Source organism: Spiroplasma litorale (assembly GCF_001267155.1).
Classification (GTDB): domain Bacteria; phylum Bacillota_I; class Bacilli_A; order Mycoplasmatales; family Mycoplasmataceae; genus Spiroplasma_A; species Spiroplasma_A litorale.
Genome location: NZ_CP012357.1, coordinates 775,045 through 792,536, shown reverse-complemented (window position 1 = coordinate 792,536; position 17,492 = coordinate 775,045). Strand labels below are relative to the sequence as shown.

Here is a 17,492-nt window from a genome sequence, read left to right as displayed (position 1 = left end):
GAGTTATATGGAAATAAAATTATATGCACCTTGTAAGTGTGAAGTTAAACTTATTGAAAATTGTAGTGATGATGTTTTTTCTTCTAAAGTAATGGGTGATGGTATTTTTATAAAGCCTTTAGAAAATAATTTTTTTTCACCGATTAATGACGCAAAAGTTGAATTAATCTTTGAAACTAAACATGCAATATTTTTAAGTTCAAATAATTTAAAATTATTAATGCATATAGGGATCGATACAGTTAAATTAAATGGGGAACCTTTTCATTACTTTGTTAATCAAAATGATATAGTTAATAATAAATCAAAATTATTATCAGTAGATTTAGATAAAATAAAAAGTAATAATTTATCTACTGAAACACCAATATTAATTGTTGAAGATGAAAAAACTAAAATTATCTCTAAAGAATTAATAAAAGAAAATGCTGAAAAAGGTGATTTAATTGCAATTATAAATGTTGATATTAAAGAAATAAAAAATACTGATAACAATAATGATACTCTATTAGAATTAAAATCTTATAAATCTAAGTACTTAATTGCAGCGGAGGATTTTGTTAAGGATGTTGGAGGTTTACAAAATTTTAGTGATGTTTATAATTGTATGACAAGATTAAGATTTAATATCGTTGATAAAACAAAGGTTGATACTAAAAGTATTTCAAAAAATGAATTAGTAAAAGGTATTAACTGAAATGGGAATGAGTTACAAATAATTATTGGAGGAGAATGTTATAAAGTTAAAGATGAAGTTGTAAAAATTAAAAGTGGAGTCGTTGTTAAAGATGTAATTAATAAAAATTTAATTAAAAAACCTCCAATTAGTAAAAGATTACTTACGATGTTGTCTGGTATAATGGCACCCAATATTCCAATTTTAATGGCTGTTGGATTATTAGCTGCCTTACAATCTTTATTTGTAAATTTAAATATAACAAAAGAAGTTACTGAAGATACAGTTTGATCTGCTGATATGTTATCTGGTGTATTGTTTATTCTTAGTAAAGTTGGATTAAATTTAATTGGAATAGTGTTTTGCTATACAACTTGTAAATATTTAAAAGGTAATCCTGTTATGGCAATTGTTGTTGGTTTAACACTAACTTCAAGAATGTTTTATGGAATAATGCCAAACCCTAACCCTGACCCAACATTTGGTGATTGAGTTGGGAATGGTTGATTATTATTTAAATTAGGAAACTATGATGTATTGGTTAAATCATATGAAGGATCAGTATTGCCATTTATAGCAGCTGGAGTTTTATGTGCTTTATCTGATAAATGAATAAAAACTTGGATGCCAACAAGCATTGATATAGTTTTTAGACCATTCCTTGTATATTTATTTTCAATAATTCCAGTATTTTTAGTGCTAGGACCAGCACTTTCATTTATTGAATATGGTTTATCAATGGTTGTTAAATTTATTGAAGATTGACCAATCGGGATTGGAGTTGCGATATTTGCCTTCTCATGACAAATATTAGTTTTAACTGGAGTTCACGTTGCTATTGTGTTTACAATTATGATTCCAACAATTATGGCAAATCCAGCACAACCTACTTTGATGCTAAGTGCTGTTTATTTAGGGGCATTCGGACAAGTTGGAGCAGGAGTTGGAGTATTAGTAATAACTAAAAATAAACAATTAAAAACAGTTTCTTTAGGAGCACTAACCGCAGGGATGTTTGGAATTACTGAACCAATGATTTATGGAGTTAATTTACCAAAGGTTAGACCATTTTTTTGTGGATGTTTAGGAGCTGGAGTTGCTGGGTTTATTTCTGGAATATTGAAAATTGAATTTATTAGACCTTCTGGTATGGGAGTGTTTTCAGTTACAGGAATTGATGGTTTTAAAGAACAAGCGTTATATGTTTTAACTTGATTTATATCAATTGGATCAGCTGCTGGATTTACAATTTTATTGTATAAAGAAAAAAATGATGAGTTTAAATATTCCAAACATATATTCGACAAATTTAATAAAAAAGTTTTATCTGTAATTTATAATAAAGAACAAAAACAATCTTTAAAAAAAGATTTTGTTGAGCAAGAATCAGTTATTTTGAATAAAATAAAAACAAATAAAAGTATATTTACTGAATATTTTAAATATATGAGTAAACTAACAAAACTTGAACAAGCTTTAATTAATTTAAATAATAAAGAAGATAAAAAAAGTAAAAAATTATATTATAATGCTTTAAAAATTATTGAAAAAAAAGATAAATTAGAGTTATCAAAAGTGAATGCATCAATTAAACTGTTTAATGAATTTAGTTTTGAAGATGTTAAAAAACCTTTAATTGAAAAAGTTAATCAATTAAAAGTAGAATACAAAGATGCTATAAATAATTTTGAAAAACTTAAAAAAGAATTGCTAAAAGAATCAATTGACGTAATGAATAGTATTTTAAAAAATATTAATTTTGATAATTTAATAATCTATAACAAAGGTATATTTAATGCAATAAATGCAACTGATATAAGTTTTGGTTATGTTGATCAAGAATATATAAGTTTTTCAAAAGAAGAAAAAAATAACTTTAAAATGTACAAACTAAATCTAAAATAACAAAGTATTAATTTAGAAAAATAAAAGAGGTAGCTATGAAGTTTGAAAGAAAAGATTTTTTATGAGGTGGAGCAACAGCTGCAGCACAAGTTGAGGGTGCATATGATGTTGATGGGAAATCATTAACTATATCAGAAATGAGACCTTATCAATCTAAATTAGATAGAAAAAAACTTGAAGATAGTTTAAAAACTTTAACAAGAAAATCATTAGTAGACTCAATCGAAAATAAAGAAGGTTTACATTACCCTAAAAGATATGGAATAGATCATTATAATAGATACAAAGAAGATTTAAAATTATTTAAAGAAGCAAATATGAATATTTATCGTTTATCAATTGCATGATCTAGAATTTTTCCAAATGGTGATGAAAAAGAACCAAATAAAAAAGGTTTAGAGTTTTATAAAAATTTATTAACTGAATGTAAAAAAAATAATTTAAAAGTAATGGTAACAATAAATCATTTTGATTTACCATGACCAATAATTGATAAATACAAAGGTTGAATTAATAGAGATGTTATTGATATGTTTATTAAATACTGTAAAACTTTATTTAATGAATATATGGATTTAGTAGACTATTGATTACCAATAAATGAAATTAATATTGGTGTAGTTGCTCCAGAATTAGGTACTGGTATTTTAAAAGAAGATTATAAGTCTGAATCAGAATATATTCAGGCTAAATATCAAGCATTACATCATCAATTTATTGCTTGTTCAAAAATATTCGAAATTGGTAGAAAAATGAATAAAGATATTAAATTTGGTTGTATGGTTGCAAATGTAACTACTTATCCAAGTGATTGTAACCCAATTAATCAAAGAGAGAACCAAAGATTTCAACAATTATCAAGATTTTTCTTTTATGATGTAATGGCAAGAGGAGAATATCCTAGCTATATTTGAAGATACTTTAAAGAAAATAATGTTAATTTAATTATTAGTGAAGAAGAAAAAAAACTTTTAAAAAATAATACACTAGATTTTATAACATTTAGTTATTATATGACTGGAACAACTTCAAAAGAATCAGTTGAAAAATCAAACGGTAATTTAATGTCAGTTGGTAAAAATCCATTTTTAAAAGAAACAGAATGAGGATGACAAATTGACCCAGTTGGATTAAGAATTACATTAAATCAATTATGAGATCGATATCAATTACCACTATTTATTTCTGAAAATGGAATTGGTGTTGTAGAAACATTAAATAAAAATAACACAGTTGAAGATGATTATCGAATTGAATATTTGTCAAAACATATTGAACAAATTAATGAAGCTATTAAAGATGGGGTTGATGTATTTGGATATACAATGTGAACTCCAATTGATGTTGTAAGTGCAACAACTAATGAAATGTCTAAAAGATATGGATTAATATATGTTGATTATGATGATTATCACAATGGTAGTGGTAATCGATACTTAAAAAAATCATATCATTGATTTAAAAAGTTTAGAGAAACTGGAGAAATATAATTATTTTAAGGAGATAAAAAAATGAAAAAAATAATTGCTAAAGATTATGAAGATATGAGTCAACAAGCAGCAAAATTTATGATTGATTTTATTAAAAATAATTATAGTTCTTCAAAAATAAATATTGCTATTACAGCTGGTAAAACACCAATTAGAATGTATGAAATATTATCTGAAAAATACAAAGATATATTACAAAATAACAAAATTAAATATTTTAACTTTGATGAATTACCATATAAAAATGATTTATCTAAAGGTCTTGTTAGTGAAGAGTTAAATAATATTTTTTTAAATAAAATAAATATAAATCTAGAATCTTTTTATCATTTAAATGCATTAAACTATAAAAATCATGACAAATACATTGAGTCAATTGGTGGAATTGATTTGGTAGTATTAGGTTTAGGAGAAGATGGACATTTTTGTGGAAATCTACCAGGAGTGACAACATTTGATGATTGAACTGTTTCTGTGAATTTAAATAAAAAAGATGCTATAAATTTTTATAAAAACGAAGAAGATATTCCTAATTTTTATATAACAATGGGGCCAAGAAGTATAATGAGTGTAAAAAACATATTATTAATTGTAAATGGTAAACATAAACAAAAAGCAGTTGAAAACTTGTTAAAACTAGAATTAGATCGTAATTTTCCAGCTTCAATATTAATGTTACACCCAAATTTAACTTTAATAATAGACGATGATGCAGATATCAAATAAAAACTTGAAATAATAATAATATAATTATTAGTATTTTTTTATATTTTAAAATAATTTCCTCCTATATAAATATATTAGTTTATAATGAAATTAGTTGGTTTTCCAACAGAAAGGAATAAAAAATAAAAATGAAAAAATTATTAAGTATGTTAGCTGCAACTGGATTAGTTGCAACATCAAGTGCTACTGTAATCTCATGTGGAGATGACGCTAAGGCTGATGAAAGTACTGTTATTAATAAAATTGGAGATGTATCATTAGAAGTTGGAGCTACAAAAACTGTAGCAGTAACAGTTAAAAATCCAGTTACAGGAGCTGCAATTAGTGTTAGTTCAAGTGATGCAACAATTGCTAAAGGAGAATCTTCTTTAGCACAAGATGCAAATAAAGAAGGAAAATTTAATGTTATTGTAACTGCTTTAAAAGAAGGGACAGCAAAATTAACTGTTAAATATGGGGATGCTAAACAAGAATTTACAGTTAAAGTTACATCAAATGGTGAAACACCACAAAAAGAAGATTTAAATAATGTAATTAAAGTTAAGGATTTAGGAGTATATGAAGGGGTTGGCGACTTACCAACAATTGATGAAGTTTTAAAACAAGTTAATACAAAAAACTCAAATCTTATTTTATCATCAACTGATGTTGAATTTGATGGTAATCCAACTGCTAGTCAAGTTAAATTAAAAGCAAAAACAACATCAACTAATTATACTGGTAATGTTACTTTAACACAAACATATAGCAAAACAAAAGAAACTACAATTGGTACTGTTGGGGACAAAGAAATCCAAATAGGTGAAAACATAGACCCAATAAGTGTAACTGTTGCTAATTCAAAAGGTGAAAATACTTTAACAGCAACTTCATCAACACAAGAAATTGTTAAAGTTCAAGTTGCTCCATCTTCTACTAAAGAAGAAGCTAAATTTACATTAAATTTAGAAGCAGTTAAAGCAGGAGAAGCAACAATCACTCTTAAATATACTGGTGCTAAAGATGTTACTTTTAAAGTAACTGTATTAGAAGCTAAAAAAGATTTGAATACAATTGGAAAAGATTTATCTCCAAAATTAAATAAAGAAGAAGATGCAAAAACTGCTGCAACTGAAGCAATTACAAAATTCTCAGCAGGTGCAAAACTAAATACTGATTATACATTTGATCAATTTAAAGCAGCAACTCCAGAAGCTGCAGGTTCATTAAAAGTTAATTCAGTTTCTACAAGTAAATTATTAAAAAGTAGTGCAATATTTACATTAAAATATGTTGAAACAAGAACGGATTTGGCTAACCCAGAAATAGTAAAGGATTTAGGTACTATTAATGGGAAAGAAACTGCTGCTACCTTAGATATGGTTATAAAAATATTTAATGAAAAAAATAGTAAATATAAAATTACTAAGGACGATGTTGATTTGCTAACTTCAAATGCAACAGGAGGAACAATAAAAGCTAAAAGTACATCTGAAAATTATTATGGTGAAATCAATTTAACTTTTAAATATTTTTCAAATTATATTGAAATAGGAAATGATGGTGCTAATAACACAAGTTATGATGCAGACACAAATACAATGAATGTATCATATGTAAAAGAAGGTACAATTTCATTTAGAACAAATGCAAAAGGTACATTTGATAATGAAGTGAAGCTAATAAAATCAAACCAACAGATGTAACATCAGATAATTTTAGTTTAAAATTTCAAGGAGACCCAGGAGTGAGTTATTGAACAACAAATGTAGAATCAATAAATGCGAATGTTGAAACTAAAGTTAAAATAGTTTATGGTACATATGAACTTGAACTAACAATTAAAATTACAGGATTTACAGCATAAAATTAATGAAATAATTAATAATCTTCATACATTGTATGAAGATTATTTTTTTTTTTTTTTTTGAAATATAATTTTTTATTTAGATATTAATACAACTTTTTAATCATCATAATAAGCGTTATTAAACCCAATAACACCAATTACTTGTGCAGTTTTGTTATCTATATCTAAATCTATTATTCATTACTTCAATCTAGACCAACCAAGTTATTAAGAAATAAAGCTTTTTGTTTTAATGGTGCTTTATTAAGTGTTTTTTTCTTAATTTTTTTATTTTTATAAATATTTAATACAATTTATCATATTTTGTTTATATATTATTTATACTTTTTTAACAAAAAAAAAAAAAAAAGTATAATTGTATTAGTTGGTTATCCAACAGAAAGGAATAAATTTAAAAATGAAAAAATTATTAAGTATTTTAGCTGCAACAGGGATCGTTGCAACAACAGGCATTACTGTCATTTCATGTGGGACTAGTGAAGAAAAAACTATTATCAACAATATTGATGATATAACATTAAAAGTTGAGGAATCAAAAACTATTGAAGTAACAGTTATAAATCCAATTGATGATGCTTCAATTAGCGTTATTTCAAGTGATACTACAATCGTTACAGGAAAATCATCTCTTGAAAAAGACACAAAAAAAGAAGGAAAATTTAATGTTATTGTAACAGCTTTAAAAGAAGGAACAGCAAAATTAACTGTTAAATATGGGGATGCTGCAAAAGATTTTACAGTTAAAGTTACATCAAATGGTGAAACACCACAAAAAGAAGATTTAAATAATGTAATTAAAGTTAAGGATTTAGGAGTATATGAAGGGGTTGGCGACTTACCAACAATTGATGAAGTTTTAAAACAAGTTAATACAAAAAACTCTGATCTTAACTTATCATCAGATGATGTTGAATTTGACGGTAATCCAACTGCTAGTCAAGCTAAATTAAAAGCAAAAACAACATCAACTAATTATACTGGTAATGCTACTTTAACACAAACATATAGTAAAACAAAAGCAACTACAATTGGGGCTGTTGGGGACAAAGAAATCCAAATGGGTGAAAAAATAGACCCAATAAGTGTAACTGTTGCTAACTCAAAAAGTTAAAAAACTTTAACAGCAGCATCATCTACTGAAGAAGTTGTTAAAGTTAAAGTTGCTCCATCTTCTACTAAAGAAGAAGCTAAATTTACATTAACTTTAGAAGCAGTTAAAGCAGGAGAAGCAACAATTACTCTTAAATATAATGGTGCTAAAGATGTTACTTTTAAAGTAACTGTATTAGAAGCAAAAAAAGATTTGAATACAATTGGAAAAGAATTGTCTCCAAAATCTAATAAAGAAGAAGATGCAAAAACTGCTGCAACTGAAGAAATTACAAAACTTTCTCCAGGAGCAAAATTAAACGCAGATTATACATTCAGTGGATTTAAAGAAGCTACACCAGAATCTGCAGGTTCAATAATGGTGAATTCAGTTTCAACAAGTAAATTATTAAAAAATAATGCAACTTTTACATTAAAATATGTTGAAACTAGAACAACAGATTTAGCAAATTCAGAAATTGAAAAAAATTTAGGTACTATTAATGGTGCTGTATCTAGCATAACTTTAGATCTTATTATTAAAGTATTTAATGAAAAAAATAATAAATATAAAATAACTAGTGATGATATTGAATTTGTTAATCAACCAACTGCAACAGAAGCAAAAATCAAGGCTAAAAGTACATCAAAAAACTATTATGGACAAACAACCCTTGCATTCAAATATTTTTTAAACTATATTCAATTTGAAGGTCAAAGCGATAATAACACAAGTTATGATGAGCAAACTAAAACAATGGTTGTATCATATGAGAAAGAAAAAGAAATTTCATTTAAAACAAATGCAGCAGGGGCCTACACTAATTCAGAAAATTTAGTAAAACCTACAAATGTAAACTCAAATAATTTTATTTTGAATTTTTTAGGAAATGCAGGAGCAAGTTACTATACAACAAAAGTAGAATCAATTAAAGCCAACGTTGAAACTAAAGTTAAAATAGTTTATGGTACATATGAAGTCGAACTAACAATTAAAATTACAGAATTTATAGCATAAAACTAATATAAATAATTAAAAATCTTCATATATTATATGAAGATTTTTTTATTTATGAAATATATATAATTCTTATTTAAATGTTACTACTATTTTTTGATCATCATAATAAGCATTATTAAATCCATTACCAACAATTACTTGTGCAGTTTTGTTATCTTTATCAAAATCTTTTATTTCAATACTTCTATCTAAACTAACCAAGTTGTTAAGAACTGCAACTCTTTGTTTTAAGAGTGCTTCCTTAAGTATTTTTTCATTTATTTTTCTTACTTTTATTGCATCACTTAATGAAGTTTTAAGTTTTGTTTTTATTAATGTGTTTCCATAAACATGTAAACCATCAATTGTATCTTCTTTGCCTGGTATAATTGAAATTTTAAATGATTTTATATCTTCTTTATCATTGTTTTGTAATGTTTGACCATTTTCATCTGAATAATATTCAAATTTTATCATTTCAACTAGTGTATCAATTTTAATGTCATAACCAAATAATGTCTTGACAATACCTAATAAATTTTCTGTATAAACTTTTGTTGCTTTAAACACTTCTTCTTGTGAATTTTGTTTTCCTGGATCAATAGTTATTGCTCCTTTAACAATTGCTGGGTTAAACAAACCATAAATACCTTTACCTTCAACAAATTCACCAACTAAACTTAGATTTATTTCGCTTCTATCATAGTTGTTAAATATGTTATTGTTGTTTAATTCGCTTTCATTGATAGCAAATACTGAATTATTTTCTTGTGAGCCTAATTTAGTTAAAGGGTATATTAATGCAGATGTACCTAAAACTGATAATGTTGCTCCTAATACTTTTATACTTTTTTTCATAATCTCTCCTTTGTACAACTATTAAGTGGTTAGGTTGATTATAAACAAAATATTATATAAAACCTTTTTATTTGAAAAACCAAAAACTTTTTATATATAAAACATATTTTAAGTTTATTAAAGTATTAAAAAAGTAATTATAAAAGTTGTAAAATGAAATAAATGTAAAATTATTTACATTTGAAAGGAAAAAAGAATGAAAAAAATATTAGGATTATTAGCAACTGTTTCACTTGTTACAACAACAAGTGCTGGTGTTATATCATGTGGTGATAGTAAAGAAAAAGATACACCATCAACAAATACTAAAAAAAATTTATCTGAATTAAGTGTTAAACAATTAGGAGAATGAAAAGGTGTTGGAGATAGTCCTACAAATGATGAGATTGTGAAACAAATTAATGAAAAAAATAAAGATTACAATCTAACTTCATCTGATGTTGATATAACCACATCATCATTAAATGATCTTAAAAAAGGTGCAAAATTAACTGCTAAAAGCACTTCAACTAAATTTACAGGAAGTGTTGAAGTTACTTATACTTATTCAAAAAGTGAATCAGCGCCAGCTCCAGAAATACAAGATATAGCTGATATAAATGGTTATGTTGGTGAAAATTCATCGACCGTTCAATTATTTAATCTACAATACAAAACAACAGTTACAGTAAAAAATTTTAAAAAAGATACTAAAATTTCAACAACTTCAAGTAATGAAGAGGTTATTTTAGTTGACTCATATAGGTATACAGATAATGGAACTGGAGTTTTTGAATTAAACTTTTATCCTAAGGATTGAAGAAATCCAAAATCAGGAACTTCAAAGATAACTTTTAAATATGGAAATTATTCAAGTAAAGAATTCAATGTAAATATAAGTGATAAAAAAAGAACAGAACTTAGCATCAAAAGTGATTTTATGGATTATGATGGTACTGATATTGATTTAAATAATACCGATAGTATGCCTTCAAAAGAACAAATCTATAAAACAATAGCAACTGTTAATCAGAGTGTAAAAATATCAGAAAACGAAACTAAAAAGTTTGATGAAATATTTAAGATTGATGATTTAGATTTTTATATTAAATCTTACAATTACGATGATGAAGAAGAAAAATTTATTATGAATGTGCTACCTCTAACTAAGTTAAATAATCAATATACTTTTAAGTATTTTGAAAACTCTGCAATGCTAAGAATTTTAAACCCTAAAAAAAATGGACGTAAATGCTTTAACTTATAATGAATTAGGTAAGTTAAGTTTTAAAGATGATGATACTGATAAGGTTAAATTATATGAAATTTGTACAAAATTATTTCAAAAAAATCCTTACTTTCCAATAGCAAGATCAGATGTTGAAGGTAAATACGAAAATATATATAGTTTTGAAATATTAGGTGGAACAACTATTAAATTTAAAGCACTAGAAGGAAATAAATTATTCACTGGTGAAACAAAATTGACATATGAAAGAACAAGCAGTTAAATTATAATTATTTATAACTCTATAAAATAATAAAATACCTTTTACATCATGAATATAAATTATATTACATGAATTAGAAAAGGTATTTTATTTTTTTGTTTCAATTTGATAAAAACTTTTTTTGTAAAACATTATAATTGATCAATAAATAAATACTCCAGAAAAATAAAAAATTGATATTATCGAATTTATTTTTATAAATAAATACGAATTTAAATAAAAGAAAATAGAAAATGCATAACAAATAAGAAAATACGTATTTATAATCAATATAATTGAATCAATAGCTAAAAAATATTTTTTAATTATTTTTTTATATATAATTGATTTTGATATTACATAAATTGATTAACTCAAGAATATAATTGATGTAATTAAATCAATTATTTGATATATGTTAAAGTATTCCATTAATTCACTAACTCTCCATAATTCTTATAATAGTTTTTATCATTTTTATTAAATGTTGCAAAACTATATCCTTTATTAATTAATTTTTCAATTAAATCTGGTAAAAAAACTTTAACATACTTTGTAGAATGCATTATTAATATATTTTTATCTTCTACATTATTTATATATTTTTAATAATTTCTTCTTTTCCGTATTTATCATATACTCAATCGCCACTTAAATAACCGCCAATAAAATTATCTTGATTTAGCTTTGATAAAGCACTATCAATTCCTGAGTAAAACTGTAAATAAGGCATTCTTAAGGGTATGTATTCATTATTTAATTCATTTGAAACAGATATTATTAATTCATTTGTTTTATTAATTTCATTAACTAGTGAATTTGTCTTTAAAACATATTTGTTATGAGTAAATGTATGATTTCCTATATAAGAACCATTTTCAAGTATTCTGTTAAATAGTGGTTTTAAGTTATTAATATTATCTTCAATATTTTTACCAACATAAAAGAATGTTCCAGGTACTTTATATTTTTCTAAAATATTTAAAATCTCATTATCATTTTCAGTTGAAGGTCCATCGTCAAAAGTTAACATACATACTTTTTTATTTGAGTGCATATTATTAACAACATATTTTTTATCACTGTTAACTTGTAATAAAAAGAATGAAATGAAAAAGGGGAGTAGACTTAAACACATAAATATATATAAAAACACTTTAACATTTTTTTAATATTTCATGAATTAAACACAACATTACCCTTAATATTTTTTTTAAACTATTTAATTTATATTTAATAATAACATAAATTAATAAATAATAACTTTAAATCACTATAAAATATTTTTTTAGAATAAAAATAAATAAAAAGCAAGCTCATTAAAATGGTTAATTTTAAATTACTTGCTTTTTATAAAAATATTTTAAGATATTGTAATAGTCTTTATAAATTCATTTTTAACAACTGGAGTAGCTGTGTATTTGTTTTCTTTAATATTAAAACTACCTGTAATTGAAATCACTCTTAAATCAAAAGTGCTACTTCCTTTAGAACCTTTAACTGTAAAACAATAAAACTTAATATTTGACACATCTTTTTTACCATCATTATTATCATTTTCATTTACCAATGTTTTAGATTCGTTAAAAAAACTTCCTAATGACCCAAGCAAAGTTTCATTAGTGGAATCGAAGACTTCGACTAATGACCCAGTAACTTTACCGATAGTATAAATTTCTTCAAAATCAAATTTATTTGTATCAAGGTCGTCATAATCAACACTTAATTTTTTATCTTCAATTTCAAGCGGCTTTCATTCATTACTATTTTCACTACTATCATTTTTTAATATTGATGTTTTATCTTTATCTGTTAAATAATTTATAATATCAGCATCAGTTTTTCCTTCAACCAATGTTAAATTTTTAACTTCCTCGTCTTTATTCCCGCACGATACTACTGTTGCTCCAGTAGTTGCTACTAATCCAGTAGCTGCAAATATACTAAGTAATTTTTTCATTTTTTTCTCCTTTTAAATAACAATAATATTTTATAATAAATTAACTTAAAGTTTGAACATCTAAAATAAAATTGACAGTAAAAAAGTACTTTTATTGTTAAAATTTTATTGAAAGGTGTTCTTTTTATATGGCAAAACAATGAACAAAAAATGAAAAACTTAATATAATTAATGAATCAAAAAAAATTGGTATTTTAAATGCGGCATTAAAGTTTGATATTAGTACTAGCACAATTAAAAGATGAAAATCAGAGGTAAAAGTTAAAGGTGAAGGCGCTCTTGAATGAGGTAGCGGAACACAAGCAAAAGGAAATATCAAAAAATTTAAATCTCATGATTGAATTTTTAAAGAACCTGATGATATGAGCATTGAAGAATTAAGAGAGGCTTTGAAACTGGAACGAGCTTTAAAAAAGCATTTGGCGAAGACAACTAAGGAAAAGTACTTCGCCATTTTTAATGTTAAAAGAATGTTTTCTTTGAAATTATCTTGTTTATATTTAAAAGTTTCAAGGTATGGATATTTAAAATGACTTAAAAACGGAAAACCAAAGTATAAAAATTATAATAGAATTTTAGCAATTAAGATAAGATGCCTTTTTTACTTGTTTAAAAAAAGATATGGTTATAATATGATAACTTTATTTTTAAACAAATACTTTAAAGAAAGATTAAACCCTTGAGTTGTTTATAGATATATGAAAATAATGAGTTTAAAAGCAGTGAAGAAAAAGAAAGTTCCAAACTATGATAAATCAGGTCCATTAAGATTTGAAAATCTACTAAATAGAAACTTTAAATCTAAAAATATAAATGAAAAATGAGTAACAGATGTAACTTATATAAAAACTATTAATGGAAACGTATATCTATCTGTTATAAAGGATTTGTTTAATTCAGAAATTATTGATTGAAAGTTATCGGTTAGTCCTAATAATAAATTATGTCATACAAATTTAATAAGCGCCATTAAAAAAAGAGGTGCACCAAAGATAATCCACTCAGATCAAGGATCACCATATACAAATGAAACTTGAGAAAGATTATGTAAAACTAATAATATAAATATTTCTATGTCACGAAGAGGAAATTCACCAGATAATGGTGCCTGTGAGTCTTTTTTTGGAACTTTTAAAAATGAATGTATATATACATATAAAGTAAAAGAACTACATCATTCAAATATTTATAAAATTATCTCAGACTATATAGAGTTTTATAATTATGTTAGACCTTCATTAAAACATAAAAAAACTCCATACGAAATTCGTATGGAGAAAGTATCTTTTTAATGTCAATTTTAATTGACAATTTCAGTTCGTTTTTTTTTTTTTTTAATAAAATATTTATATATATTATTAAAAAAACGTTTATATGAAAAATAGATATTTTAAAGTAAATTCTATAAAAAAAAATAACACTTAGTTAAAATAAATGTTTTTAATTGTGGTTTCATAAAACTTTTAAACCACTTATTATTAACTCAATAAATTAGAAATTAATTAAATATAATGAATAAAAAAAACCATCTATTTTTGGATAAATGGTCTACTTAGGTTACATATTGAAAAAATATTTTTAAAATAAATATATTTTAATAAATTTACTTTATGCAAATAAATAATATTTTTTATGAAATTTTAATTCTTTTTAAGAATTCGTTCTTTACAATAGGTCCTGTTATGTACTTTTCTTCATTAAAATCATAAGTTCCTTCTACTGAAATTACTCTTAAATCGAATATGCTATTTCCTTTTAAACCTTTGACTGTAAAATAATATAATTTTACTGTCATTACATTATCTTTACCTTCTACATTATCAAAACTATTCTCTAATGTTTTAATTTCATTAAAGTAATCTCTCATCGATCCAAAATAATTTGTATTAGTACCGTCTTCAATCAAAACTAATGAACCAGATATTGTACCAATTTTAAAATATTCAGTATCATATCATTCATTTGTATTAAAGTTTTCATAATCTACACTTAATTTGTTATCTTCAATTTGAAGAGGCTTTCAATCGTTACTATTTTCATTATTAGCATTTTTTGATATTTGGGTTTTAGATTTATCAGCTAAATAATTTACAACATCAGAATCATTTTTTCCTTCTGCTAATGTCATGTTTTCAACTTCCTCATCTTTATTACCACATGAAACTACTGTTGCTCCAGTAGTTGTCACTAATCCTGTAGCTGCAAATATACTAAGTAATTTTTTCATTTTATTTCTCCTTTAAACTACAGTAGTATTTTATTACAAATATAATTATAGTTTTCTTTTAAAAAAATATTAAATAATAAAATTGAAAGAATTTAGTAAATTATTTCATTTTCTTTCATTTTATAGCAATAGTTATCATTTTAATAAAATTAGTTAATATAATATATTTAAAGAGGTTAGTTTATGCACAAATTGGAAAGAAAGAATATTATTTTAGATAAAGTCAATAAAAATAGATTCATTGAAACTAAAGATTTGCTGATTTATTTAGAAGATATTGGAATAAATGAATCAACAGCAAGAAGAGATTTAAAAGAGTTAGAATCTGAGAATAAAATATTATTATCATTTGGTGCAATAACTTCTAAGGTTTATGATCAATATGAAATAGCAAGAACAGAAAAAGCTAAAAAAAATGTTGATAAAAAAGAACAAATAGCAATAAAAGCAGTTGAATTATTAGAGTATGAAGACATTATATATTGTGCTCCAGGTACAACAATAGAGAATTTTGTTAAATTAATTAATAAAAAAATTAAGTTAATAGTTACAAATTCTTTTCCAGTTTTTTTAGAAGCTTGAAAAAATAAAAATGTAATTGATGTTTTTTTAATTGGTGGAATTTTTAAAGAAAAAAGTCAAGTATTTTTTAGTAGGGATATTAAGAAATATATTGAAGGAATAAAGTTTTCAAAGACTTTCTTTTCTTGTATTAGTTGTGACAAAGAAGGGAATATATATGATGATTTTGCCCCAGAATCAAATTTATTAAAAGAAGCATTGAAAAAATCTCAAAAGAACATTCTTTTAATTGATTCAACCAAGTTATTAGATTATGGGATTAACTTAGTGTGCAATGTATCAGAAATATGTCATGTTATTACAGATTATGAATCAAAAACTTGTATTGATAAACTTAATTGAAATACAAATATAATATATGGAGGTAAAAATGAATAGTAAATGTAACACAGAGGTTGAAATTTATCAACAACCTCAAGTTTGAAAAAAAGTATATGATTATTTTAATAAAAATAAAGAAGAGTTAAAAAAAATCGCTAAAAAGTTTAAAGATTATAAAATAATATTGACTGGTGCTGGAACAAGTCAATTTGTTGGAGATTCAATTTATAATTATTTTACTGAAAAAGGTTTAGAAATTTATAGTATCGCTACAACAAATTTAGTTGTAAACCCTTATAAATTTATTAAAAAAGATGAAAAGGTATTGCTAATTTCATTTGCTAGAAGTGGAAATTCTCCTGAATCAGTGGCGGCTGTTGATTTTTTAAATAAAGTAACTAAAAACGTTCATCATTTAATAATAACTTGTAATGAAAATGGTGAATTATATAAGTTAAAACAAAAATTAAATAATATCAATACAATTTTATTACCTGAAGAATCAAATGATAAAGGTTTTGCAATGACATCAAGTTTCACTTCTATGTTATTAGCATGTTCATTATTTTTAAGTATAATGATTAATGATGATTCATTTAATAAATTTGATCACTTCATTAAAAAAGTAGAAAATTCATTTGAAATAATCGAAAATTCAATAACTAATATAAATATTAATAATATTAATAGAATTGTATTTTTAGGAGATTGTGAATTTTATGGGCTTTCAAAAGAAGCTAGATTAAAATTTTTAGAACTTACACAAGGGAAAATAGCTACTTTTTATGATTCTTTTTTAGGTTTTAGACACGGACCAAAATCAATATTATCAGAAAATACATTAATATTCTTTTTGGTTTCCGATAATAAAAATTCAAAAAAATTTGAGTTTGATTTAATTAATGAAATAATTAATGAAAATAAAGTTAAAAACTTGTTTATTGTAAGTGATTTAAAAAATAAAGAAGAAATTAATAATATTAGTTTTGATTTGAAGGGATACAATACTATTTTAACAATATTACAATACATAATATTCTTTCAAATTTTTGCATTAAGAAACTCTAAAAGTATGGGATTTAATCCAGACAATCCTTGTCCTTCAGGAGAAGTAAATAGAGTAGTTAAAAAATTTAAAATTCATGAAGGTATATTTGATAATGAATAATACAGAAATTGCTCTATTGGTTGGTTTTATTATTAGTTCAATATTATTAGCTTTATACATTTTATATTTAGTTTTTAACTCCAATAAATACTTAAAAAAAGACACAAAACTTACAACCTCAACTAAAAAATTTGTATACATATTTTTTAATAAGTGATTTAAAATATTTATG

15 protein-coding genes are annotated in these 17,492 nt (G+C 24.1%); 11 read left to right on the top strand and 4 right to left on the bottom strand.

Annotated elements, in window-relative coordinates; all coding sequences use genetic code 4:
• Window positions 1–7: 7 nt before the first annotated feature.
• From SLITO_RS03700 to SLITO_RS03675, 6 genes are all read left to right on the top strand, one after another.
• A complete protein-coding gene (locus SLITO_RS03700; RefSeq protein ID WP_075058429.1) occupies window positions 8–2,581 on the top strand; it encodes a glucose PTS transporter subunit IIA in 2,574 nt (857 codons plus the stop codon).
• Between the two features lie 35 nt (window positions 2,582–2,616).
• Window positions 2,617–4,071, top strand: coding sequence for a glycoside hydrolase family 1 protein (locus SLITO_RS03695; protein ID WP_075058428.1), 1,455 nt, complete (start codon window positions 2,617–2,619; stop codon window positions 4,069–4,071).
• A 21-nt stretch (window positions 4,072–4,092) separates the two neighbouring features.
• Window positions 4,093–4,797 (top strand): glucosamine-6-phosphate deaminase, encoded by a 705-nt coding sequence (locus SLITO_RS03690; protein ID WP_075058427.1) that lies wholly within the window; start codon window positions 4,093–4,095, stop codon window positions 4,795–4,797.
• A 128-nt stretch (window positions 4,798–4,925) separates the two neighbouring features.
• Window positions 4,926–6,482: a lipoprotein gene (locus SLITO_RS03685; RefSeq protein ID WP_075058426.1), complete on the top strand. Its 1,557-nt coding sequence runs from the start codon at window positions 4,926–4,928 to the stop codon at window positions 6,480–6,482.
• A 561-nt stretch (window positions 6,483–7,043) separates the two neighbouring features.
• Complete coding sequence (locus tag SLITO_RS03680; protein WP_075058425.1) at window positions 7,044–7,757, top strand: lipoprotein; 714 nt, start codon at window positions 7,044–7,046, stop codon at window positions 7,755–7,757.
• A 192-nt stretch (window positions 7,758–7,949) separates the two neighbouring features.
• Window positions 7,950–8,753, top strand: a complete 804-nt coding sequence (locus SLITO_RS03675) for a hypothetical protein (RefSeq protein ID WP_075058424.1) — start codon at window positions 7,950–7,952, stop codon at window positions 8,751–8,753.
• Between the two features lie 72 nt (window positions 8,754–8,825).
• Here SLITO_RS03675 and SLITO_RS03670 read toward each other — a convergent pair whose 3' ends face one another.
• Window positions 8,826–9,593 (bottom strand): hypothetical protein, encoded by a 768-nt coding sequence (locus SLITO_RS03670; protein ID WP_075058423.1) that lies wholly within the window; start codon window positions 9,591–9,593, stop codon window positions 8,826–8,828.
• A gap of 196 nt (window positions 9,594–9,789) precedes the next feature.
• Between SLITO_RS03670 and SLITO_RS03665 the strand changes: the two genes are divergently transcribed.
• Window positions 9,790–10,839 (top strand): lipoprotein, encoded by a 1,050-nt coding sequence (locus SLITO_RS03665; RefSeq protein WP_075058422.1) that lies wholly within the window; start codon window positions 9,790–9,792, stop codon window positions 10,837–10,839.
• The gene (locus tag SLITO_RS03660; RefSeq protein WP_075058421.1) at window positions 10,814–11,083 is read left to right on the top strand and encodes a hypothetical protein; all 270 of its coding nucleotides are present in this window, start codon (window positions 10,814–10,816) and stop codon (window positions 11,081–11,083) included. The genes SLITO_RS03665 and SLITO_RS03660 overlap by 26 nt, the downstream gene beginning before the upstream one ends.
• Window positions 11,084–11,657: 574 nt before the next feature.
• On the opposite strand, the gene SLITO_RS03655 is transcribed toward SLITO_RS03660, so the two are convergent.
• Entirely contained in the window at window positions 11,658–12,119 is a 462-nt protein-coding gene (locus tag SLITO_RS03655; protein ID WP_158500642.1) for a polysaccharide deacetylase family protein, read from the bottom strand.
• Window positions 12,120–12,425: 306 nt separating this feature from the next.
• Window positions 12,426–13,022, bottom strand: a complete 597-nt coding sequence (locus SLITO_RS03650) for a lipoprotein (protein WP_075058420.1) — start codon at window positions 13,020–13,022, stop codon at window positions 12,426–12,428.
• A gap of 128 nt (window positions 13,023–13,150) precedes the next feature.
• Between SLITO_RS03650 and SLITO_RS03645 the strand changes: the two genes are divergently transcribed.
• Window positions 13,151–14,314, top strand: a complete 1,164-nt coding sequence (locus SLITO_RS03645; RefSeq protein WP_075057955.1) for an IS3 family transposase — start codon at window positions 13,151–13,153, stop codon at window positions 14,312–14,314.
• A gap of 338 nt (window positions 14,315–14,652) precedes the next feature.
• Here SLITO_RS03645 and SLITO_RS03640 read toward each other — a convergent pair whose 3' ends face one another.
• Window positions 14,653–15,249, bottom strand: a complete 597-nt coding sequence (locus SLITO_RS03640; protein WP_075058419.1) for a lipoprotein — start codon at window positions 15,247–15,249, stop codon at window positions 14,653–14,655.
• A gap of 183 nt (window positions 15,250–15,432) precedes the next feature.
• On the opposite strand from SLITO_RS03640, the gene SLITO_RS03635 reads away from it, so the two are divergent.
• Both SLITO_RS03635 and SLITO_RS03630 read left to right on the top strand, forming a co-directional pair.
• Complete coding sequence (locus tag SLITO_RS03635; RefSeq protein ID WP_075058418.1) at window positions 15,433–16,209, top strand: DeoR/GlpR family DNA-binding transcription regulator; 777 nt, start codon at window positions 15,433–15,435, stop codon at window positions 16,207–16,209.
• Complete coding sequence (locus tag SLITO_RS03630) at window positions 16,202–17,320, top strand: SIS domain-containing protein (RefSeq protein WP_158500640.1); 1,119 nt, start codon at window positions 16,202–16,204, stop codon at window positions 17,318–17,320. Before SLITO_RS03635 ends, SLITO_RS03630 begins: the two co-directional genes overlap by 8 nt.
• Window positions 17,321–17,492 lie beyond the last annotated feature (172 nt).